At 70.5% G+C, this 22,204-nt stretch carries 19 protein-coding genes; 13 read left to right on the top strand and 6 right to left on the bottom strand.

Going from position 1 to position 22,204, the window contains the following annotated elements:
- Window positions 1-87 precede the first annotated feature (87 nt).
- The 6 genes from ACRAKI_RS19880 to ACRAKI_RS19855 are packed head-to-tail and all read left to right on the top strand — an operon-like array spanning window position 88 to window position 7,056.
- On the top strand, window positions 88-1,617 hold the full coding sequence (locus ACRAKI_RS19880; protein ID WP_447002002.1) for an anchored repeat ABC transporter, substrate-binding protein: 1,530 nt from the start codon (window positions 88-90) through the stop codon (window positions 1,615-1,617).
- The gene (locus ACRAKI_RS19875) at window positions 1,605-2,420 is read left to right on the top strand and encodes a choice-of-anchor M domain-containing protein (RefSeq protein WP_447002001.1); all 816 of its coding nucleotides are present in this window, start codon (window positions 1,605-1,607) and stop codon (window positions 2,418-2,420) included. The genes ACRAKI_RS19880 and ACRAKI_RS19875 overlap by 13 nt, the downstream gene beginning before the upstream one ends.
- Complete coding sequence (locus ACRAKI_RS19870; RefSeq protein WP_447002000.1) at window positions 2,413-3,165, top strand: anchored repeat-type ABC transporter ATP-binding subunit; 753 nt, start codon at window positions 2,413-2,415, stop codon at window positions 3,163-3,165. The genes ACRAKI_RS19875 and ACRAKI_RS19870 overlap by 8 nt, the downstream gene beginning before the upstream one ends.
- Window positions 3,162-4,043, top strand: a complete 882-nt coding sequence (locus ACRAKI_RS19865; protein WP_447001999.1) for an anchored repeat-type ABC transporter permease subunit — start codon at window positions 3,162-3,164, stop codon at window positions 4,041-4,043. Before ACRAKI_RS19870 ends, ACRAKI_RS19865 begins: the two co-directional genes overlap by 4 nt.
- A complete protein-coding gene (locus ACRAKI_RS19860; protein WP_447001998.1) occupies window positions 4,040-5,401 on the top strand; it encodes a choice-of-anchor M domain-containing protein in 1,362 nt (453 codons plus the stop codon). Before ACRAKI_RS19865 ends, ACRAKI_RS19860 begins: the two co-directional genes overlap by 4 nt.
- Window positions 5,398-7,056: a choice-of-anchor M domain-containing protein gene (locus ACRAKI_RS19855; RefSeq protein WP_447001997.1), complete on the top strand. Its 1,659-nt coding sequence runs from the start codon at window positions 5,398-5,400 to the stop codon at window positions 7,054-7,056. Before ACRAKI_RS19860 ends, ACRAKI_RS19855 begins: the two co-directional genes overlap by 4 nt.
- Window positions 7,057-7,801: 745 nt before the next feature.
- Here ACRAKI_RS19855 and ACRAKI_RS19850 read toward each other — a convergent pair.
- Window positions 7,802-8,947, bottom strand: coding sequence for an epoxide hydrolase family protein (locus ACRAKI_RS19850; protein WP_447001996.1), 1,146 nt, complete (start codon window positions 8,945-8,947; stop codon window positions 7,802-7,804).
- Between the two features lie 63 nt (window positions 8,948-9,010).
- On the opposite strand from ACRAKI_RS19850, the gene ACRAKI_RS19845 reads away from it, so the two are divergent.
- Together ACRAKI_RS19845 and ACRAKI_RS19840 are read left to right on the top strand one after the other, a co-directional pair.
- A complete protein-coding gene (locus ACRAKI_RS19845) occupies window positions 9,011-9,973 on the top strand; it encodes a helix-turn-helix transcriptional regulator (protein WP_447008464.1) in 963 nt (320 codons plus the stop codon).
- Window positions 9,974-10,402: 429 nt separating this feature from the next.
- On the top strand, window positions 10,403-10,867 hold the full coding sequence (locus ACRAKI_RS19840; RefSeq protein WP_447001995.1) for an ATP-binding protein: 465 nt from the start codon (window positions 10,403-10,405) through the stop codon (window positions 10,865-10,867).
- A 401-nt stretch (window positions 10,868-11,268) separates the two neighbouring features.
- Here ACRAKI_RS19840 and ACRAKI_RS19835 read toward each other — a convergent pair whose 3' ends face one another.
- From ACRAKI_RS19835 to ACRAKI_RS19820, 4 genes are all read right to left on the bottom strand, one after another.
- Entirely contained in the window at window positions 11,269-11,802 is a 534-nt protein-coding gene (locus tag ACRAKI_RS19835; protein WP_447001994.1) for a DinB family protein, read from the bottom strand.
- A gap of 601 nt (window positions 11,803-12,403) precedes the next feature.
- Window positions 12,404-13,162, bottom strand: coding sequence for a DinB family protein (locus ACRAKI_RS19830; RefSeq protein ID WP_447001993.1), 759 nt, complete (start codon window positions 13,160-13,162; stop codon window positions 12,404-12,406).
- Window positions 13,060-13,644, bottom strand: a complete 585-nt coding sequence (locus ACRAKI_RS19825) for an FAD-dependent monooxygenase (RefSeq protein WP_447008463.1) — start codon at window positions 13,642-13,644, stop codon at window positions 13,060-13,062. The genes ACRAKI_RS19830 and ACRAKI_RS19825 overlap by 103 nt, the downstream gene beginning before the upstream one ends.
- A 391-nt stretch (window positions 13,645-14,035) precedes the next feature.
- Complete coding sequence (locus tag ACRAKI_RS19820) at window positions 14,036-15,637, bottom strand: DHA2 family efflux MFS transporter permease subunit (protein WP_447001992.1); 1,602 nt, start codon at window positions 15,635-15,637, stop codon at window positions 14,036-14,038.
- 190 nt (window positions 15,638-15,827) lie between these two features.
- On the opposite strand from ACRAKI_RS19820, the gene ACRAKI_RS19815 reads away from it, so the two are divergent.
- Together ACRAKI_RS19815 and ACRAKI_RS19810 are read left to right on the top strand one after the other, a co-directional pair.
- The gene (locus tag ACRAKI_RS19815; protein ID WP_447001991.1) at window positions 15,828-16,823 is read left to right on the top strand and encodes a helix-turn-helix transcriptional regulator; all 996 of its coding nucleotides are present in this window, start codon (window positions 15,828-15,830) and stop codon (window positions 16,821-16,823) included.
- A gap of 4 nt (window positions 16,824-16,827) precedes the next feature.
- A complete protein-coding gene (locus ACRAKI_RS19810; protein WP_447001990.1) occupies window positions 16,828-17,763 on the top strand; it encodes an NAD-dependent epimerase/dehydratase family protein in 936 nt (311 codons plus the stop codon).
- 453 nt (window positions 17,764-18,216) lie between these two features.
- Here the strand turns inward: ACRAKI_RS19810 and ACRAKI_RS19805 are convergent, their stop codons facing one another.
- Window positions 18,217-18,615 carry a helix-turn-helix domain-containing protein gene (locus ACRAKI_RS19805; RefSeq protein ID WP_447001989.1) on the bottom strand — a complete coding sequence of 133 codons (399 nt, stop codon included), beginning with the start codon at window positions 18,613-18,615 and terminating at the stop codon, window positions 18,217-18,219.
- Between the two features lie 150 nt (window positions 18,616-18,765).
- Here ACRAKI_RS19805 and ACRAKI_RS19800 point away from each other — a divergent pair, with 150 nt between their 5' ends.
- Genes ACRAKI_RS19800 through ACRAKI_RS19790 form a run of 3 tightly spaced genes read left to right on the top strand, consistent with a single transcriptional unit; the run spans window position 18,766 to window position 22,177 of the window.
- Window positions 18,766-20,091, top strand: coding sequence for a hemolysin family protein (locus ACRAKI_RS19800; protein ID WP_447001988.1), 1,326 nt, complete (start codon window positions 18,766-18,768; stop codon window positions 20,089-20,091).
- On the top strand, window positions 20,088-21,164 hold the full coding sequence (locus tag ACRAKI_RS19795; protein WP_447001987.1) for a hemolysin family protein: 1,077 nt from the start codon (window positions 20,088-20,090) through the stop codon (window positions 21,162-21,164). The genes ACRAKI_RS19800 and ACRAKI_RS19795 overlap by 4 nt, the downstream gene beginning before the upstream one ends.
- On the top strand, window positions 21,164-22,177 hold the full coding sequence (locus ACRAKI_RS19790; protein ID WP_447001986.1) for a sporulation protein: 1,014 nt from the start codon (window positions 21,164-21,166) through the stop codon (window positions 22,175-22,177). Before ACRAKI_RS19795 ends, ACRAKI_RS19790 begins: the two co-directional genes overlap by 1 nt.
- Window positions 22,178-22,204 lie beyond the last annotated feature (27 nt).

The following is a 22,204-nucleotide window of genomic DNA, read 5'->3' as shown; positions in this document are numbered from 1 at the left end:
ATGGCGTATTGAAAACGGTTGTCGTTGGTATTAGGTTCGCGATACCCCCACCGGTCAGGTGACGGGTGTCTGGAGGTTCGACAAGACATGCGAGTGCGTGCGCCCTCACGGGCCGCCGCGTCCTTGTGCGCGGTCCTGCTCACCGTGACCGCCTGCACCTCGGCGGGGGGACAGGGCGGTGGTGACAACCTGTCCGTGGTCGCCACCACGGAGATCCTGGCCGACCTGGTGCGTAACGTCGGAGGAGACCGGATCCGGGTCGACTCACTGGTGCCGCCCGGCGGTGACCCGCACTCCTACGAACCCACGCCCGCCGACGCGAAGAAGGTCGCCGCGGCGGACGTGACGTTCACCAACCACCTGCTGCTGGAGGAACAGCGCCTGATCAAGGCCATCGACGCCAACGCGCGCGCGGGAACGCCGAACGTCTCGCTGGCCGAGGCCTCGGAGACCTACGGCGCGCACGTGATCCCGTTGGTGGAGAACGTCGGGCTCGACGTGCTCTGGCTCGGACTGCGCGTGCGGGGCGACGGCAAGCAGCGCGGTGCCACGCGCACCTCCGAGGTGCGGCTGACCGCAACCGCGGTGGAGGGACCGGGGAAGCTCGTGGCCTACCTGACGGAGTCGCTGGGCAAGCCGGTGGTGTACTTCGACTCCGGCGATGGCCTGTCCGATGTGGACTCCACCACGTTGCCGCCCGCCGCGCACACCCACCTCAACTGGGCGTTCACCGCACCGGGAACCTACCGGCTGACCTTGCGGGCGGCGCTGGTCGACAACGGCGGCGACGTCGTGCCACTGGGGGAGGGCACCTTCACCTTCGCGGTGGGCGTCGACCCGACCGGGATCGCCGGCACGGTGCTGAACGAGGGGCACACGGACCTGACGGTCGACCTGGACACCGGCGAGCTGTACACGTTCAACGACCGAGCCGGCGGCACCACCCAGGAGGTCGTGCCCGCTTCGGCGGCCGTCATAGAGGTGCCGAACAAGGCAATCGCCACGGTGCCCGACGACGCCCGGTTCGCGTTCCTGGGCAGCGGCGGCGCGTCGGTGCACCAGTTGCCGCAGGCGGTGCTGGGCAAGCACGTGCACGGTGAGATCGACCCGCACCTGTGGCAGGACGTGCGCAACGGGCGCGCCTACGCCGAGCTGATCCGCGACACGCTGCGCACCGCCGACCCCGACGGCGCGGCCGACTACGACCGCAACGCCCGCGACTACCTCGCCCGGCTCGACGAGCTCGACGAACAGGTCCGCGCCACCGTGGCCGCCGTGCCCCGCAACCGCCGCCACCTGGTCACCACGCACGACGGGTTCGGCTACTTCGCCAGCGCCTACGAGATGACCGTGGCCGGGTTCGTGGTGCCCAACCCCGCGCAGGAACCCAGCGTCGAGGACGTGCGCAAGCTGACCGAGACCATCCGCAACCTGAAGGTGCCCGCCGTGTTCATGGAACCCAACCTGGCGCAGCGCGGCTCGGTGCTCACCCAGGTCGCGCGCGATCAAGGCGTCCAGGTGTGCCTTCTCTACGGAGACTCCTTCGACGACAACGCCCGGAGCTACACGGACATGATGCGCCACAACGCGGAGGAGATCGCCCGGTGCCTCGCCTGATCCAGGTCGTGCTCGCCACCGTCGCGGCGTTCCTGCTCGTCCAGCCGGTCGCGCACGCCGAGGCCCCGGTCGTCATCGCCGACGGTCACGTCGACCTCGGTCCCCGCCTGGTCGACGGCCAGTGGACGCTCCAGCTCCGCGACGACACCGGTGACGGCCCGGTGTGGCGCGAACCCGCCGACGTGGTGCTCCAGGTGGCCGACAAGGCCAAGACCGCCGTTCCCGACGACCCTGCCTACGCGTTCCTCGGCTCGCCGGGGGGCGAGATCTGGGTGCTGCCGCAGGTCCAGGACCAGGAAGTGGTGTGGCCTGGCTGGAACACCCAGGACCCCAGCATCGCCGACGTGGTCGGCCGGGAGGTGGACTGGCGGCTGCACGGCGTCGAGGGCCCCGGCCGCTTCGAGCTGTTCCTCACCGGCAACTTCGGCACGCCGGAGACGATCTTCAGCAGTGACCGCCCCTACCCGCAGGAGACCGGCGTCGAAGCCGGCACCCACGTGCACGGCAACTGGGTGTTCACCGCGCCCGGCGCCTACCTGCTGGACGTGGAGATGGCCACCGCGGACGGCCGCGCGGACCGCGCGACGCTGAAGGTGCACGTCGGACCGGGCGACCCGACGACGGCGTTCGCCACCACCGGCCAGAGCACCCCGCCGTCCGTCCGGACCGCGGCGCAGCCCGCCGACACCGCGGCCGGGAGCCCGCCCTGGCTGTGGATCGCGGTGGGTGGTGTGCTCGTGGCCGGGGCTGCGGCAGCGCTCATCGCCCGTTCCCGCCGGGCCGCCGGGAGGAGCGATGACTGACCCGGTCCTCGACATCACCGGCGTGACCGTGCACCTGGGCGGCCGGGAAGTGCTGTCCGATGTGGACTTCCGGTTGCGCCAGGGCGAGCTGGTCGGCCTGATCGGCCCCAACGGCGCGGGCAAGACGACCCTCCTGCGCACCGCGCTCGGCCTGGTCCCGGTCCACCGGGGCTCGGTCGTCGTCGGTGGTCGCTCACCGCGCCGGGCGCAGGGATCGCTGGGGTACGTGCCGCAGCGCCACGAGTTCGCCTGGGACTTCCCGATCACGGTCGAGGGCGCGGTCGCCACCGGCCGCACCCACCTGACCGGGCTGCTGCGCCGCCGCACGGCCCACGACCGCCGAGCCGTCGCCGATGCCCTGGACCGCGTCGGCATGGCCGACCTGAGGACCAGACCGGTCGGCGAGCTGTCGGGCGGCCAGCGGCAACGGGTCCTGGTCGCCCGCGCGCTGGCCCTGGGGCCGCGGGTGCTGCTGCTGGACGAACCGTTCACCGGCATCGACGCCCCCACCCAGGAGTTGCTGAGCACGTTGCTCACCGAACTGCGCGACGAGGGCGTGGCGGTGCTGATGACCACCCACGACCTCGCCGCCGCCACCACGTTGTGCAGCCGGCTGTGCCTGCTCAACCGCACGGTCATCGCCGACGACGAACCCGCCGCGCTGGCCGACACCGACATCTGGCTGCGCACCTTCGGCCTGGACCGGGCCGAGCAACTGCTCAAGGCGCTGGGGGTGACCGGGTGACCGCGTTCCTGGAGTTCCTGACGGCGCCGTGGGAGTACGACTTCTGGCGCCGCGCGCTGCTGGTTGCGCTGATGTCAGGCGTGGTCTGCGGCGTGATCGGCAGCCACGTCGTGCTGCGGGGCATGGCGTTCATCGGCGACGCCGTCTCGCACGCCGTCTTCCCCGGCATCGCGGTCGCCTTCGTGCTGGGCACCAACCTGGTTCTCGGCGGAGCGGTCGCGGGCGTGATCACCGCGTTGCTGATCGCGGTGTTCTCGCAGAACCGCAGGCTCAAGGAGGACTCCGTCATCGGGATCTTCTTCGCCGCCTCCTTCGGTCTCGGCATCGTCATCCTGAGCACGGCCCCCGGTTACGGCGGCTCGCTGGAGTCGTTCCTGTTCGGCTCGATCCTGGGCATCAGCGACTCCGACGTGGTCTCGGTCGCGGTGATCGGCGCGGCGGTGCTGCTGTGCACGGCGCTGTTCAACAGCCGCTTCGTGGCCGCGACGCTGGACCGGGAACAGGCCCGCGCGGTCGGTCTCCCGGTGTTCTGGCTGGACGTGGCGCTGCACGTGATGGTGACCCTGGCCATCGTGATCTCGTTGCAGGCGGTGGGCAACATCCTGGTCCTCGCCCTGCTCGTCACCCCCGCCGCCGCGGCGAGGCTGCTCACCGACCGCCTCGGCGCCATGATGCTGCTGGCACCGCTGATCGGCGCGGGCGGCAGCGTGCTGGGCCTCTACCTGTCCTACGCGCTCGACCTCGCCGCGGGTGGCCTGATCGTGTTGACCCTCACCGCCATCTTCCTGCTGTGCTGGCTCTTCGCACCGCGCCACGGCCTGCTCACCCGGCCTCGCCGGACCGCTGTCCCCGCCGCCCTCGCCGAGGAGAAGTCGTGACCCCCACCCGGACCGGCGCGCTGCTCGGCGTGGCCGCCGCACTGCTGATGACGGCACCCGTCGCGACAGCCGACCCGGAACCGACCACCCCGCCGGACGTCTCCACCGCGGACGCGGTGCTGGACGTGGAAGCCGGGCGACTCGCGCTCGACGGACCACCCGACGCCCTGGTCGTCACCACCGAGGTGGAACGGGTGGTGCTGCGCTGGGACACCACCGCCATCGAACCCGGCGCCGTCTTCGGGGACCGGGTCGGACTGCGCACCTCTCTCACGAACACGTCCGGGGTAGAGGTGCCGCACGGGGATCCGGTCACGGTCCCGGTCGCCGCCGGCGGAACGCTGAGCGTCGACGTGCCGGCCCCGGGCGACCACCTGCTCCGCGTCGAAGCCGCGGCCCACGCGCTCGACGGCCGGCCGCTGGTCGTCGAGCGCGACTACCAGCTGGTCGTCACCGAGAAGGCCCGACCGGAGGCCGACCGGCCCGACGCCGACCGGCCCGACGCCGACCAGCCGGAAGTCGCCGCCGAGTTCCGGGCACTCCCGCAGCTGCCGGCCCTTCCCGCGCCACGACCGCAGGTCGCCGCGGCGCAGCAGCCGCCCACGGCCACCGGTCGGGTCACCCTGGACCGCGGTCACGTCGACGCCGTCGCGCTCCGCCTGCTGCCGGACGGCTTGCACGTCCAGGTCAAGGACGGCACGGCCACCGGCGTCACGACCTGGCGCGAACCGGCGGACGTCGAGTTCCGCGTCACGGCCGCCGCGCGCACCGAACTACCGGCGCAACCGGCGCTGTCCTTCCTCGGCGGAGCGGGCGAGCAGATCTTCCTGCTGCCGCAGACCCAGCGCGCCGACCTGCTGTGGACGGGCTGGAACACCGAGGAACTGCGCCCGGCCGAGGTGTCGGGCCCGGTGACGTGGACGCTGACCGCGGTCGACGGGCCGGGCGCCTTCGGCCTGTTCACCACCGGCTCGTTCGGCGCGCCGGAGATAATCTTCAACAGCGCCGACGGCCTGCCGGACAACCTCTCCGTCCCGCTGGGCACCCACGCGCACGCCAACTGGGCGTTCGCCGAACCCGGCCGCTACCGGCTGACCTTCGCGGTCTCGGCGCCCGGTGCGAACGGCCCGCTGACCGACACGGAAACCCTCACCTTCGCAGTCGGTGACGGCGCCGGTGTCCCGACCCAACAGCAACAGCCGGGCAACACCGACCGGCAGACCGGCACGCCGAACCGCCTGGCGTCCACCGGTCCGGCCGCTCTGCACGCCACCGCCGGTCTCGCGCTCGTCCTGGTCGTCACGGGCGTCGCCGCACTCGCGCTCGCCCGCCGCCGTCCCGCCAAGGAGAACCCGTGACCACCCCGACCCGCGCGAGAGCCGCGGTCGCCGCCTCCGCGGTCGCGGCTCTCGCCGCGCTGTCCCTCGCCCCGGCCCTCGCCCCGGCCTTCGCCCAGGAGTCCACGGCCGTCGTCGACGTGGGGCACGTGGACCTGCTCGCGCCGGTCGTCGTCGACGGCGCACTGGACATCCGCTACAAGGACGGCAACACCACACCGCCGACGGTCCGCGACCCCGAACAGGTGGTCACACACGTCAAGCCCGAGTCGCACATCCAGGTGCCCGACATCCCGGAGTACGCCTTCCTCGGCCCGGTGGGCAGCGACCTGTGGCTCATCCCGGAAGTCCAGGACCCCGACGTGGTCTGGGCCGGGTGGAACACCGAGGCGCTGACCCCCGACCAGGTCGACCCGGACTCGGTGCGCTGGACCCTCGACGCGATCGGCGGCGACCTCCCCGGCAGCGCCGCACCCGGCACCCTCACCGTGTTCCAGACCGGTCCGGTCGGGGAGCCCTTGCCGCGAGCGTTCGACACCGCCCTGCCGCTGCCGCAGCAGCACCCGCTGGTGCTGGGCACCCATGCCCACGCCAACTGGACGTTCACCGCCGAGGGCGTCTACCGGCTCACCTTCACCGTCACGGCCACCACCCCCGACGGGACGCCGCTGCGCGACACCACGACCTATGCCATCGCCGTCGGCGCGGTCGACCCCACGGCGGTGAAACCCGGTACGGGAACGGAACCGCCCACCACGACGACCACGACCACCACAACGACGACGACCACCGCAACCACCACGACCACCACGACCACCACGACCACCACGACGTCCACCACGACCACGGGCACGACGACGACCACCGCGCCACCCACGTCGTGCGTGGTCCTCGACGACGGGCACGTCGACCTCGTCGCGCCACGCATCCTCGACGGCGACCTGACCACCCGGGTCAAGGACGGCACCGCCGGACCCGACCGCGCCGTGTGGCGCGACCCGTCCGACGTCGTGCTGCACCTGGTCCCCGCCGCGCGCAACACCGTGCCCGCCGACCCCGCCTACTCGTTCTTGGGCGCACCGGGCGCACCGGTCTGGCTCATCCCGCAAACCCAGATCCCCGGCATCGTGTGGGCGGGCTGGAACACCGAGTCCCTCAGCCCCCAGGACGTCACCGGCGGCGTTGACCTCCGCGTCACCGCCGTGGACGGCCCCGGCCGCCTCGGCATCTTCCTGACCGGCATCACCCCGAGCGTGCTGGTGGACTCGGGGAACGGGCTACCGGACGTCCTCACCGTGCCGCTCGGCACCCACGCCCACGCCAACTGGGGCTTCGGCGCGGAAGGCGCCTACCGGATCACCATCGAAGTCGTCGCCACCCTCGCCGACGGCCGCACGGTCGCCGACAGCGACGTCTTCACCATCGCCGTCGGCGACGTCGACCCCACGGCCAACGGAGCCTGCGCACCCCCGAGCACCACCCCGACGACCTCCACCACGACTCCTGCCACCACCGGGCCGGTTCCGACCAGCTCACCGGCGGCATCCGCGCCGAAGCCGACCGGGTTGGCTTCCACCGGTGTCGGTTCCACGGGGACGGTGCTGGTGGTCGCCGTGCTGCTCGCTGCGGCCGGCATCGCCACGGTGGTCCTGGCACGTCGCAAGCGGGTCGGCTGACGCGAGGGGGAAGCTGGGGACCAGGACTGGACGGAGTCGACTGGGGCGGCGGCCGGATCACCCGGTGCGCCGCCCCTCTCGCAGCTCGACGGTCCGGTCTCAGCGGGCGATGGGAGATGACGAGGACGCCGACGTCGTCGTCGGTCGAGGTGGGCGCGGCGGTGGTGGTGGCCTCGTCGGCGTAGGGGCGGCCGAGTCCCATGTCGGTGGCGATCGTGCCGGCGAGGAGACCGGGGTCCTGGGGGGACGGCGCTGATCGCGCCGCGCAGGTCGTCGTCGGCCCGTTCGGCGAGGTCGACGCCGTCCAGGCTGACGCGGCCGGTATCGGGATCCCACATACGCACGGCCGACAGCGCGCACGCGGTCTTTCCGCACCGAACGGACCGGTGAGCGCGACCAGTTCACCGGGGCGGACGCTGAACGACACCGCGCGCCTGCGCCGACCGCGATCACGTTGCCGCGTCTTCGGCCATTCGCCTCGCTCAACGCCGAGTGGACCACTGGTCAACGGCCATGATGGCTTCAGTGTCGAATGAACAAAACATCGACTTCGACTGGTCCAGCGTCGTAAGGCGCAGGCGGCGACTCAAGAGCTTGGCGGTCGAGGACTCGGCTCCGCTCGACCCCGTCAGGAATCGATGCCGAACGGATTGGTCGGTCGACCGTTGAGCGGGCAGGCCTTGGACGCGCCGGACCGGCCGGGCCTCGAATGGATCTTCGTGGCCCGCCGGCCCTGACGCGGGGGTCAGGAAATGCCGCGGAAGAAGGTGCGGATGTCGTCCGCGAGCAGCTCCGGCTCCTCCATCGCGGGGAAGTGACCGCCCTCGGTGAACTCGCTCCAGTGGCCGATCGCCTTCCACGGGTCCACCACGCGGCGCATGAGCGGGTGGGTGTCGAACACGGCCCATCCGGACGGCACGCCGGAGGCCATGGCGAAGTAGTCGAGTCCGGAGTGCTCGCCCTCGTAGTAGAACTGCGCGCTCGACGCGCCGCTGCGGGTGAACCAGTACAGGCTGATGTTCGTGAGGAGCTGGTCGCGGTCGACCGACTCGTCCGGCGTCCGGTAGGTGCCGCCGGCCCCGGTCTTGAACTTCTCGGCGATCCACGCGAGCTGACCGACCGGCGAGTCGGTGAGCGCCGCGCCGATCGTGTCGGGACGGTGGTTCTGCATCCCGAGATACCCGCGCTCGGCCGCAGCCTCGGTGCGCACCGCCTCGATCTGGGCGATCTCGTCATCGGACAGGTCGTCGGGGTAGGGGAGCTTGTCCCCGACCAACCCGAGCCACCGGGGGTCGCTGCCGATGTGCGTGCCGATGACGCGCTCCGGGTGGAGTGCCGCGAGGCGGCCGGTGGTGCCCGCACCGATGTCGGTGCCGTGGGCCGCGAACCTCTCGTAGCCGAGACGCGTCATGATCCCGGCGTAGGCGTCCGTCGTCCGCGCCAACTCCCAGCCGGTGCCCGACAGCGGGGTGGAGAACCCGAAGCCGGGCAGCGACGGGATGACCACGTGGAACTCATCGGTCAGCAGCGGGATGAGTCGCTGGTACTCGACGAACGAGCCCGGCCAGCCGTGGTTCAGCATCAGCGGGGTGGCCTCCGGGTTCGCCGATCGGGCGTGGACGACGTGGAACGTCTGGCCGTCGGCGACCGTCGTGAACTGCTCGTGCTCGTTGAGCTTGTCCTCCTGCGCACGCCAGTCGAATCCGTCGCGCCAGTACTCGGCGAGCTCCTTCAGGTACACCAGCGGGATGCCGCGGCTGAAGTCGGCGCGATCGTCCCGGCCCGGCACGGGGGTCGGCCAGCGCGTGTGTGCCAGCCGGTTGCGCAGGTCGTCGACGTCGGCCTGCGGGATGTCGACGCGGAACGGTGTGAGTGCGTTGTCTTCGTTCATGACACGGACGTTCTCAGGCAATGCGGCAGGCTGGCTTCCGCAATTGCTGAAATGATGGAGAACGTGTTGGAGACCTCGGCCCGCCTGCTCGAACTGCTGTCATTGCTCCAGCTCAAGCGCGACTGGACGAGCTCCGAGCTCGCCGGCCGGCTCGACGTGAGCACGAGGACTGTGCGCGCCGACATCGGCAAGCTGCGGTCGCTCGGCTATCCCGTGGACGCGCGCCCCGGCGTCGCGGGCGGGTACCGGCTGGCCGCCGGGACGGCGATGCCCCCACTGCTGCTCGACGACGACGAGGCCGTCGCCGTCGCGGTCGGACTGGGTGCGGTCGTGACCCAGAGGCTCGGCGTCGAAGAGACGTCGCTCACCGCGCTCGCGAAGCTGGAGCAGGTGCTGCCCTCGCGTCTGCGTCGGCGGGTGGAGGCGGTGCGCGAGGCGACGAGCGTTGTGCCAGGGGTCGGGCCGCCGCTCGACCTCTCGGTCCTCGGCGCGGTCGCTGCCGCGATCCGCGGCCACGAACGGCTCCGGTTCGGGTACACCAAGCCCGGTGGCAGGGAAGAGGCGCGCCACACCGAACCGCAACGGCTGGTGAGCTGGGGAGCGCTCTGGTACCTGCTCGCCTGGGATCTCGACCGTGACGACTGGCGGGTCTTCCGTGTCGACCGCATGGTTCCGCACGCACCGACTGGTGCGCGGTTCCGCCCGCGCGTGATCCCGGAGGACCGTGTCGTCGAGTACGTCGTCGGACGCGTCAGCAAGGGGGCCTGGAAGTACCGCGCCCGGGTACTCGTGCGCGCTCCCGCGGCCAAGGTCGCCGCGAAGATCCACATCCCCGTCGACATCGAGGTGGTCGACGAGTCCACGTGCCATGTCGAACTGGGTTCCGACGACCCGGACCGGCTCGCGCTGTGGATGGCGCAGCTCGACGTCGACATCGAGGTGATCGACGGAGACGAGCTCGCGGTGGCGTTCGATCGCCTCGCCACGAGGTTCCGCCGCGCGGCGGGTGGCGCGTCCACGACGTGAACCTCGGCCGTCGGCTGTTCGACGATGTCGTCGAGGGCCGGAGGCCGGCTCCTCGGCTACGGGTGGGGGCATGTCGACCGCCCGTTCAACTTCGACAGCCGATGATGTGTAGCCGATGCGACGACGGGTAGACCAGGGTGGCCGCGCTTGCGCGAGGCGCGGTGGGAACCACGTTCTGGGGGTTCCGAAACCAGACCTGCGCGTGCGTTGAGCAGCCAGCGGCGGGCCGGTCTGGACTGCGCGGTGCGGATCGGGATGCGAGGCTGCGCCCCTTCCCGGTCCGCACCGTGCCCGGATCTCGCCGTGGAGTTGGGGCGAATGGCTCAATCGGGTATGGGTTGGACCGGTTCCGGGCAACCTGGTCTCGTGACCGATGCCAGTTCCGCCTCTGATCACCCCTCGACTGGGGACCTTCCGGACGCGGACACCGTGACCGCGTCGCGCGAGGCGGCGACGATTCCGCAGGACGAGCGCGGCGCGGACGGCCACGCCGACGAGGGTCGGACTACCGGCCAGGTGGAGATCGAGGCCTCGTTGCACTGCGACAACCTCGCAGCCGTGCGCGACCGCGTCGGCGAGGCGCTGCAGATGCACGACGAGGACTTCGTCCACGACGCGCGGCTGGTGGCGACGGAGTTGGCCTCCAACGCCTGCGACCACGCCGACGATCCCCGGCACCTGATGCTGCACCGCGAAGTGCACCCGGATCGCGGACCGGAACTCGTCGTCGAGGTCCGGGACGCGACCCCCGACCGCACCCCCGTCGTCGGGTCCTCCAGCATCAGTCCGAACCGGGGCAACGGCATGAAGATGGTCGAGACGATCTGCAACGACTGGGGCGTGCGCCACGAGGACGACCGGAAGGTCGTCTGGGGTCGCCTCCCCATGCCCTGAGGAGTCGTTCGGGCTTGGGCGGATGGCGTGGGAGTGTCGAGCCTCGCGCCGGACGATGTCAACGGTTACGTTCTCGGATCCCTTCGCGCACTGGGCCACCCGCTGGAGGCGACACTGGGCGCGCACCACGTCGAGTGGGAACTGGACGAGGAGTTCCGGTGGGAACTCAACTGCTCGTAGGTCGACGTCGAGGTGCCGTACTGGGGCTCATGGGCCGAGCTCCGCCTCGAACCCGAGAAGGTCGACGTCCACCCCTACCTGGTGCGAGCTCGCCCGTCCCCTCATCGGCTACTTGTGGGTCGACATCGGCGAGGCGACCCACTTGTGGATCATCGGGTCGCCTGGACGACAGGGGTTGGCTTCCGTTGTCGGCGACAGCCACCCCGGTGACATCGGCGAACTCACTGCCCGACCGCCCCGTCTATCCGCTCGCGCAGCAGGTCGGCGTGCCCGTTGTGCCGGGCGTACTCCTCCACCATGTGTGTCAGCACCCAGCGCAGCGACAGGGGTCCCCGCCACGGGTCCTCACCGCTGATCTCCAGATCGGGCGCCGAGGCGACGAACCGATCCGCGAACTCCACCTCGGCCCGCCACACCGACCACGCGTGCGCCACCACCGCCGGATCGTCGACCGCGCCGTGGAAGGCCTCGTCCGGCTCGGCGTCGAAGTGCCCGGGCGAGTCGTCACCAGCCAGGAACCGCCGGAACCACGCGCGCTCCACGTCCGCCATGTGCCGCACCAGCCCCAACAGCGACATCGACGACGGCTCCACCGCCCGCAGCGCGAGCTGCCCGGCGCTGAGCCCCGCGCACTTCAGCTCCAACGTCCCCCGCTGCCATCGCAGGAATGCCGTCAACGTCTCGCGCTCGTCCCCGCGCCCCGGCGGCTCGACCCGCGGATCGCTCCCCGGATCGACGAACATGTCGGTGGTCATGGTTCGCAATCATCACCACCCGGCGACGTCACCGCCACAGGGTTTCGGGACCGACTCGGGCCGCGTCAAGACCATGCTCAATCGGTACGCGCCTGCCGGCACGGTGCAGGCGGTCAGCCTCGATCGGTGCGCCGGTGCTGCTGGCGAAGCCCGGACGAAGGGCTCGGCACCGGCCATCGTCGTGGACGGGCGATGGCAGAGCCGGTCAGCACTCGGCGTTACAGCCCAACTAGTCCGCGCCCGCGAGCGCTGTGTAGACCAAGCCGAGCCGGCCGGTGCGGAACATCCCCGACGTCAGGACCGCGCCGCGGGACTTCCAGTTCCACTTCGGCTTCCGGCACTCGCATCCGCACCGCGTCGGACGTGCTGGCGACCGTGATGGGCGTGGGACCGGCGTAGCTGCCGTTGTGCCGCTGGTCCACGATGTTCTGGAGGGTGCTCCGAGGTCGCGACTACGGGAGATGTAGGACGCGGTCACGTCGTCGGTCCGGCGGCAGACCTGTTCAGCCGCCTGCGTACGACCAGCACTCGGCTCAGGAGGTGTCAAAGACGAACTGGTCGAGTCGGACGGTCGACGTGGCGCACGTAGGCCGACGCCGGTTCATGCGTCGGGCTTCGCCTCGATCGCGTCGAGGTCGCGCACGGCATAGCGGTGGTGCTCCCACTCCTCCTCGAGGATCACGTGCAGGCACGAGAGGACTGTCTCCGGGTATTCGGGATCGTGGGGGTTCCCGCGCTTCGCGGTCAACTCCTCCGGTGTGACCGTTGCGAGGAAGTCGCGCACCATGGCAACGCGTCCCGCCCGTACCTCGAGCACTTCAGCGTATGACGGTGTGGTCGTCGAGGTCGACATGTCCTGGCAGGGGCCGCCCTCGGTGCCGGAGTCCGTTTGACCGAGCGGGTGAAATGGTTGTTCGAGCCCCAGGATCGCCCGGCCCAGCCACATGTCCGTGGCATGGACCAGGTGCCGCAGCGTCTGCGCGAACGACCACTCCCCGTCCACGGAAACGTCGACTGCGCCGGCGGGCATCGCCGCGACGCGCTCAAGAGTGACCGCCCATGTGCGCTCAAGCGCTGCCCAGGCCGCGCGCAGGTCATCCGGAACCGCGGCGCGCCGTTCGGCGCGGCCGGGGAAGCGGCGGTTGAGTTCAGCGTCGACGAAGGGGATCACGTCAACGCCGTTGACACGCAAGAACCCGTCGCCGTCGAAGAGCCACGGTGCGTCGATCTCCACCTGCGCCATTTGGACGCCCCGCATCACGACACCGGACAGGTCGGTTCTGACGAAGCGGGCACCACGCAGGTCCGCATCGACGAACTCCGCTCTCCGCAGATCGTCGGACTGGCTGAACTCTGCCATGACTTCTCCTGGTCGACGGTCGTCGGAGAACTCGATGTCCTGGCCACCCTAACTCGACCTGTTCTGCGTGGTCGGCTTGATGTCCCACAACGCCGATCGCACCTGCGCTCCGACATCGCCAGCACCAGAGTCCGCCCGCTCGGCCAGCGTCGCGGCGTCCACCGCGAACAGGAGGAGTCAGGCGCCCGGCCCTGGGCTACCGCCGCCAGCTTCCAGCCCAGGTTCACGGCGTCCTGGATGGACACGCCCACACCCACCTGCCCGCCGGCGGGCAGGTGGGTGTGGGCGCTGTCGCCGACGAGGAACACGCCTCCCTTGCGGTACTTTCGAACCAGCGCGGAGGCGTCGGTGAACGAGCTGGCCCACAAGCACTCGCCATCGGCCAACGGCTCACCGGCGACGTTCGCGTAGGCGGCCCGGACCTCCTCGTGGGTGGCCTGCGCGCCCTGGGACGTGAAAGGGCGCGAGAAGTCGCACACGATGACCCGCTCGGTGCCGTCGCCCAGAGGGCGGACCGTTCGAGCCCCATGCGGTGGGCCAACTGCTGTGGGGTCAGGGCTTCCGAGCGCAGCGCGTCGGCGATCCCCAGCTCGGCGAAGGCGCTGATGACGCCCGCTCTCCAGCCCCCATCAGGAGGTCGAGGAGCCGGAGGCTCGGCGCCGGCCGAGGCGGCGTCCGCGTGTCGTCGCTGGTGGTCATGATGTCCCTTCGGGGTGCGACCCGAGCCCGGTCCGACGGAAGGTGCTCGGTTCGGTAAAGATGTTCGTCGCGCCGGACCGCGGGCGACAGGTATGGCCGGGGGAAGGCGGCGGGATCTTGGAGTTTCGCCGGCGGCACCCGATCTCGACGGCCGCGGCGGATCACCGGCCCTGATCACCTCGCGTCCGGCGCTCCGGGAGCCGCCTCGGCGGCGGACCACTCCGAAGCCCCTCCGGCCGACGAGGCGGTCCTGCCGGGGATCAGCAGCGTCGCCAGGAGGCCCAGCACCAGCAACGCGGCGCAGGTGTAGCCGTTGATCTGCACGGCGTAGGTCATAGCCTCGCGCGCGGCGGCGGCGGCGTCGGCGGTCGCCGGGTTCTGCGCGAAGCCCGGGATGGCCGCGCCCGCACTGTCGCCGACGGAACCGGCGAGCCGTTCGGCGTCACCCGCGGGAACACCGTCACGCCGCAGGCGTTCCGACGTGCTCGATGTCAGGACGCTGAAGAAGGTGGTGGTCAGGATCGCGATGCCCAGCGCGGAGCCGAGCTGACGCGCGGCGCTCTGGATGCCCGATGCCTGGCCCGCCTTCCACGGCGCGATGTCCACCAGAACGACGTTGGTCACCTGGGCAGTCGCGAAACCGACGCCGGTGCCGTAGAGGAACATGCCGATGGCGATGATCCACCAGCTGGAGTCGGATCGCGCCAGGACGCCGAACACCAGCAGGCCCGCCGCCTCCAGGACGAGACCGATCCGGACCAGCCGCACGGGCGTGGTCTTCGCGGCCATCCCGAAGCTCGCGCCGCTGGCGACGAAGCTGCCCACCGCGACGACCGCGATCATGAAACCGGTCTGGAGCGTGGAGTAGCCGAGGGTGAACTGCAGCCACAGCGGAAGGACGGCGAGGATGCCGAACTCCGCGAGGCTGATGATCAGGCTGGCGACGTTGCCGGAGCTGAACGACTTGACGGAGAACAGTTCGGTGTCCATCAGCGGCTCCGGCCGACGAGTCCGGGTCAGCTTCCGCTGGCGCGCGAGGAACAGCACGAGGCACACCACCGACACCGCGAGCGCGACGGGGACGACCGAGAGACCGCCGAAGGAGATGCCCAGCGGACCGGACTCGCGGGTGGACTCCCACCAACCGTAGTTGCGGCCCTCGATCAGGCCGAACGCGAGCAGCCCCAGGCCGAGCACCGACAGCACGGCCCCGATGCCGTCGAGGCTCCCCGGCTGGGTCTGCGAGGCGGCCAGGTACTTGAGGACGCCCAGGATGATCAGGACCACCACGACGATGTTGATGGCGAAGGCCCAGCGCCAGGAGTACTCGCCCAGCCAGCCGCCGAGCAGGGGCCCGACCGCGGCGGCCGCCCCGATGGTCGAACCCCAGATGGCGAACGCCTTGCCGCGGTCGCGGCCCTGGAACGTCGAGTTCAACAGCGCGAGAGACGTGGGCAGGATGACCGCGCCCGCGATGCCCTGCACGAGTCGGGACCAGATCAGCAGCTCGCCGCTCGGCGCGACGGCGGCCGCGATGCTCGCGATCCCGAAGACCACCGTACCGGCCAGGAACAGCTTCCGGGCGCCGAGCAGGTCCGACAACCGGCCCATCACCAGCAACAACGCCGCGAGGGCGATGGCGTACGACTCCTGGATCCACTGCGCGTCCAGCGAGGAGATCCCCAGGTCGGTGATGATCGGCGGGATGATCACGTTGACGATCGTGAAATCGACCACCACGAGAGAAACGCCGAGCGAGATGGCGAGGAGGCCCATCCAGGCGCTTTTCGGTGCAGGTTCGTGAACCGGTGGTGTGGACATTTCTTTCCTCGATTCGGAGTCGATGAGGCGGCCCGCCGCGATACACCCATTCGTGTGATTCCAGAAGACGGGCCCGGCGGCCAGGGCGAACTATGGCACCAGTAGGTGACAGATCCTGTCCTCTACTTTGCCTACTGTCGGAAGCATGTCGGAGATAGCCACCCGGACCCTCGCGCTCCTCAGCCTGCTCCAGAGTCAGAAGGAGTGGGTGGGCGATGAGCTCGCCGAGCGACTGGGGGTGAGCACGCGCACGGTGCGGCGCGACGTCACCCGGCTGCGCGAACTCGGCTACCCCGTCGACGCGGGCAAGGGCCCCGGCGGCTGTTACCGGCTCGTACCCGGCCCGCAGCTGCCGCCCCTGGTGTTCGACGACGAGCAGGCGATCGCCATCGCCGTCGCCCTGCGAACCGCGCCCAGTTCCGTGCAGGGGTTGGACGACGCCACGAGACGAGCGCTGCAGACCGTGCAGGACCTGCTGCCACCGCACCTGGCGAGGCGGCTGAAGACCTTCGACGTGGAGCAGATCGACAACGCCTGGGACCTCGCACCGCCCAAGGTCGCCCCGGCGCTGCTGGCCGCCCTCAGCTCGGCGGCTCAGGGTTGCGAGCTGGTCAAGTTCCAGTACCGGACCGGGTCGGTCGAGTCCGCGGCCGACGTCGAGGTCGTCGCCGAACCCCACAAGCTGGTGGTGTGGTCGGGGCGCTGGTACCTCATCGCGTTCAGCCAGCGGCAGGATTCGTGGCACGCGTACCGGCTGGACCGCATCAACGACCTCCGGCTGCCGGGGTGGCGGTTCAGGCCGCGCGAGTTCCCCTCCGACGACGTCACCCGGTTCATCCAGTTGCAACCCGACCGGGGTGACAACACCGATTCGTGGCCGTGTCGCGGCACGGTCCGGATGGACTGCCCCGTCGAACTCGTCGCGAAATGGGCTCCGGGCGGGGCGAACATCGAGTGCATCGACGACAGAACCACCAGGATCACGATGGGGGCGTGGTCGTGGGGCGGCCTTCTCGGGCTGCTCGCGACGTTCGACTCGGATTTCGTGATCGAAGGTCCACCTGAACTCGCGGAGGCTGCGATGCGCATATCCGAACGGCTCGACAAAGCGAGCCGCCTCGCCGGCACCAAGGTGGGGTGACGTCTTGACCGATCTCGCCGGTCGCACCGTCGCCGTCATCGGGGCCAACGGGTTCCTGGGCGCGCCGCTCGTCGACGCACTCCTCGACCGCGGTGCGAACGTCCGCGCCTTCGACCGCTACTCGACCGGGCCGCGGCACCGGCTTCCGGCCACCGTCAAGGTCTTCCAGGGCGACCTGCTGAGCCGCACCAGCCTCGCCGCAGCCGTCGCCGGCGCGCAGGACGTCTTCCACTTCCTGTCGCTCACCAACCCCCGCGTGTCCTCCCGCGACCCGATGCACGACGTCACGACGAACATGACGGCCGGCGTCGAACTGTTCTCCCTGTGCGCCGCCAACGACGTCGAGCGCGTCTTCTTCGCCTCCTCCGGTGGCACGGTGTACGGCACGGCGGAGCCGCCGCACGACGAACCGTGCGCGCGCAACCCGGTGTCCCCGTACGGCATCGGGAAGGTCTCGCTGGAGAACTACCTCCGCTACTTCGAGTTGGAGCACGGGCTGAAGTCGGTGTCGCTACGCATCTCGAACCCCTATGGCCTGGGACAGAAGCCGCGCGCCAAGCAAGGCATCATCCCGATCGCCCTGCGTGCCGCGCGCGACGGCCTGGCGCTGGAGCAGTTCGGCGACGGGAGCATGGTGCGCGACTACATCTACCTGCCGGACCTCATCGACATGGTCCTGCGAGTCTGGGAGTGCCACACCCAGGACACCTACAACCTCGGCAGCGGCGTCGGCACCCCGCTCAGTGCGGTGTTCGACACCGTCCGGCAGGTGACCGGCCTGCCGCTGGACATCACCCGGGTGCCCTGCCCGCCGAGTTTCGTCCAGACGTCGGTGCTGAACACGAACCGGTTCCTCGCCGAGTTCGACGTCCCCGAGCCGACCAGCTTGGAGGTCGGCATCGCGAAGACGTGGGACCAGGTGCGGTCCGAGGTGGCGTGAACCGTCCCCGGGCCGCAGGTCGGTGCCCGAGCGGTCCTGGGAATTCTCCGAAGAACTCCGGCAGGCGGTGTCCGATCGGAGCGGAGGTGTGGGGTGCCAGAAGTCGACCATGGATGACGTGGACCGTGTTGGCGACGAGATTTTGAGTCGATTCCGCAACGAGTGAACTGGCCGGTGACCCCGGTGAGGTGTCGGTTTCGAGGGTCGAAGTGACGCGGAGGGGTCACCGGTCAAACGGTCTTCTCGCACGCGACGGGCATCCTCACCCAGTGGCCGACGAGCGGCGCCCACACGCGTTATCGAGGCATTCGGTACCAGGATACCTGCGTGGACGAGGTTGTCGGCAGGCGCGGGGCCGGGCGATGGCGTCACGGTGCCGGGCTGGACGATCGAGGTGCTCGCGGTGGGGGACCACGCGATCACCGAGGTCTGGGGCTTCGGCTGCTGCGCGGGTCAGGGAAGGGGTAGGTCGGGCGGGATCTGCAGGGCGACGGTGATCAGGGAGTGGACGCGGGTGGCGACCGCGGCCAGTAGGCCGTTCACCTCCGGCGACGCCGCTTCCGCAGCAGCCTGCAGGGTGCGTAGGTCCTCGTCGATGCGGTCCAGGATCGCGCCGACGTCGGCGTGCTGGTTCTTGAGGGCGGCGGCGATCTCCTCCAGCGGAACGCCTTGGACTTCCAGGCGTTGCACGAGGTGGATGCGTTCGACGTCGGACGGGTCGTAGAGGCGGTAGTTGCTCGCGGTGCGCTTGGCCGGGGTGAGCAGACCGATGCTGGTGTAGTAGTCGACGGTGCGGGGGCTGACCTGGGCTCGGGCGGCGAGTTCGCCGATCTTGAGCAGGACGACGGTCACTGTTGGTCTCACCTCCGTGTACTCATCGTCAACCGTACAGTGCCACGTGCTACCGTGAAGTATGCCTGAAGACGTCGACGTAGAGCCTTCTAGTAGTCGGCCGGGTGGGACCCGGCTGATCATGGATTCCCTGCTCGTGGCGGGTGTGCCGTGCTGATCCTCTCCGGCCTGCTCGCGATCGTGGCACTCACCGTGGCCACAGGGTATTTCGTGGCCCAGGAGTTCGCCTACATGGCGGTGGACCGGGGCCGTCTCCAGCAGATGGCCGAGGCGGGTGACAAGGCCGCCGAGCGGGCCCTGCGGGTGACGCAGAAGTTGTCGTTCATGCTCTCCGGCGCCCAGTTCGGCATCACGGTGACCGCGCTGCTGGCCGGGTACGTGGCCGAACCCCTGCTGGGCACCGGGCTGGCCGACCTGTTGGGGCTGACCGGCCTGTCCGCGGCCGTGGCGGTGTCGCTGTCGATGGTGGTGGCGCTGGTGTTCGCCACCGTGGTGCAGATGGTGCTGGGCGAACTGCTGCCCAAGAACTTCGCCATCGCCCGCCCGGAACCGCTGGCCAAGGCGTTGAGCACCTCCACCCTGGCCTACCTCAAGGTCGCCGGTCCGGTGATCCGGCTGTTCGACGCGGCGGCCAACCGCCTGCTGCGCGCCGTGGGCATCGAACCGGTGGAGGAACTGCCCCAGGGCGCCACCCCGGAGGACCTGCGCCAGATCATCACCGACGCGCGCGGCGAGGGGCACCTGGACGCGGAGCTGTCCCGCCTGCTCGACCGCGGCCTGGGCTTCCGGGAACTGGTGGCCGAGCAGGCGATGACACCGCGCGTGATGGTGCACACCGTCCGCGCCGACGAGCCGGTCGTGCGTGTGGTGGAGCTGCTGGACACCGGCCACTCGCGCTTCCCGGTCTTCGGCGAGGACTTGGACGACCTGCGTGGCGTGGTCGGGTTGGCCGAGGTGCTGACCGTGGATTCGGGTCGACGCGCGGACGCGCCGATCGGTGACATCGCCTCGCCCGCGCTGGTCGTGCCCTCCTCGCTGCCGCTGCCCGCGGTGCTGGAACGGCTGCGGGCCGAGCGCCGGCAGCTCGCGTGCGTGGTGGACGAGTTCGGCGGGTTCGCCGGCGTCGTGTCGTTGGAGGACCTGGCCGAGGAGCTGGTCGGGGAGATCCACGACGAGGACGACCCGGTCGAGCAGGTCATCGAGCCGCTGGGCGAGGGGGTGTGGCGGGTGCCCGGACGGATGCGGGTCGACGAGATCGCCGACGCCACCGGTGTGGAGCTGCCCGAGCACGACACCTACGACACCGTGTCCGGCCTGGTGCTCAGCCGGCTGGGCCGCATCGCACAGGTGGACGACGAGATCGAGTTGGACGGGGTGTCGCTGCGGGTCACCGCCGTCGCGCGCAACGTGCCCGACAGCATCGTGCTCGCCATCCGCGCCACCGCCCGCACAGCCGACCGGGAGGACGTCCGATGAGCACCACCTGGTCGCTGCTCGTCTCGCTGGTGTTGTTGGTGGCCAACGCGTTCTTCGTGGCCGCCGAGTTCGCGCTCATCGCCGCCAAGCGCCACCGCCTGGAAGCCGACGCCGAGACCAGTCGCGCGGCCCGCGCGGCCGTGGCCGGCATCCGCGAGCTGTCGCTGATGCTGGCCGGGGCGCAGCTGGGCATCACGCTGTGCACGCTGGGGTTGGGCGCGCTGGCCAAACCCGCGGTGGCCGACCTGGTCGACCCGCTGTTGCTGGCGACCGGTCTGCCGTCGGGGGTGTCCTACGGCATCGCGTTCACGTTGAGCCTGGTGCTGGTGGTGTTCCTGCACATGGTCGTGGGCGAGATGGCCCCGAAGTCCTGGGCGATCTCCCACCCCGAACGCTCGGCGCTGCTGCTCGCGCTGCCGTTCCGCGCGTTCGCGCACTCCGTCCGCTGGATCCTCAGTGGGCTCAACGGCGTGACCAACGCTCTGCTGCGGGCGATGAAGGTGCAGCCCCAGGACGAGCTGGCGCAGGCCCACCGGCCCGAGGACCTGCGGATGCTGGTGCGCCAGTCCGGTGAGCACGGCCTGATCCCCGAAGGCCAGCAGCGGCTGCTGACCCGGATGCTGCAACTGCAGAACACCACCCTGACGCAGGTGATGGTGCCGATCGAGGACGCGCTGAGCGTGTCCGAGCACAGCAGCGCCCTGGCGGTCGAACGCCGCAGCCGCGAGTCCGGGCGCTCCCGCTTCCCGGTGGTGGACGTCCACGGGGACTACATCGGCCTGGTCCACATCCGCGACGCCGTGCGCGCCACCGTCGCGGGGCGGCGGGCCACTGCCCGCGACATGATGGCCCCGGCGCTGACCCTGCCCGCCACCATGCCCGTCGCGGGCGCGGTCACCGCCATGCGCGCCGACCGGGCGCAGCTCGCCCTGGTGGCGGACGACGCGGGCCGTGTGATCGGCATCGCGGCCCTGGAAGACCTCCTCGAAGAGCTGATCGGCGACTTCGAGGACGAGACCGACACCCCACCTGGTTCCACCCGTGCACTCGTACCCTCCGGAAGGAAATCCTGATGTTCAAACGGATGCTCAGCGCCTTCGGCGTCGGCGGACCGTCCGTCGACACCGTCCTCGACACCCCGCACGCCACCCCCGGCCAGGTGATCACAGGCCAGGTCCGCATCCAGGGCGGCAGCAACGAGGCCAACATCGACCAGATCGTGCTGTCGCTCGTGACGCGGGTCGAGGTCGAGCACGGCGACCACGAGTTCAACGGGGTCTCGGAGTTCCTGCGCGTCGTCGTCGCCCAGGGCGTTCGGGTGCCGGCCGGTCAGCCGATGGCCGTGCCCTTCCAGCTCCCGCTCCCGTGGGAGACGCCGATCACCGCCGTCGGCGGGCAGCAACTGCCCGGCATGACCGTCGGCGTGCGCACCGAACTGGTCATCTCCAGTGCCCCCGACAAGGGCGACCTCGACCCGCTCCTGGTCGGCCCGCTGCCCTCCCAGGACCGCGTGCTGGAGGCGTTCGGGCAGCTCGGGTTCCAGTTCCGCAGCGCCGACGTCGAAGCCGGCCGCATCCACGGCGTGCACCAGGAACTCGGCTTCTACCAGGAGATCGAGTTCTTCCCGCCCGCCCAGTACGCGGGCCGGATCAACCAGGTCGAGCTGACCTTCGTCACCAACCCGCACGAACTCGTGGTGGTGCTGGAGGCCGACAAGCGCGGGGGCATGTTCTCCTCCGGCAGTGATGCGTTCGGCCGCTTCCACGTGTCGCACCAGGACGCGATGAACACCGACTGGGCTTCGGCGATCAACCAGTGGATGGCGCAGATCGCCGAACGCGGCGGCCACTCCGCCTTCGGCGGCCAGCCCGGTTACGGCCAGCCCGGTTACGGCCACCAGCCCGCCTACGGTCAGCCCGGTTACGGCCACCACGGCGGCCACCACGGGCAGCACCGGGGCTCCGGCATGGGCGGCGTCGTCGCCGGCGCGGCGGCCGGCGTCGTCGGAGGCATGATCCTCGGCGAAGTCCTGGACGACGCGTTCGAGGACGACGGCGGCGGCGAGGACATGGCCTTCGAGGAATGATTCCTCCGCCGATCGGGTAAGTGCAGC

The sequence above is a fragment of the Saccharothrix isguenensis genome, assembly GCF_052936305.1.
This window is presented reverse-complemented; position numbering and strand designations above follow the sequence as displayed.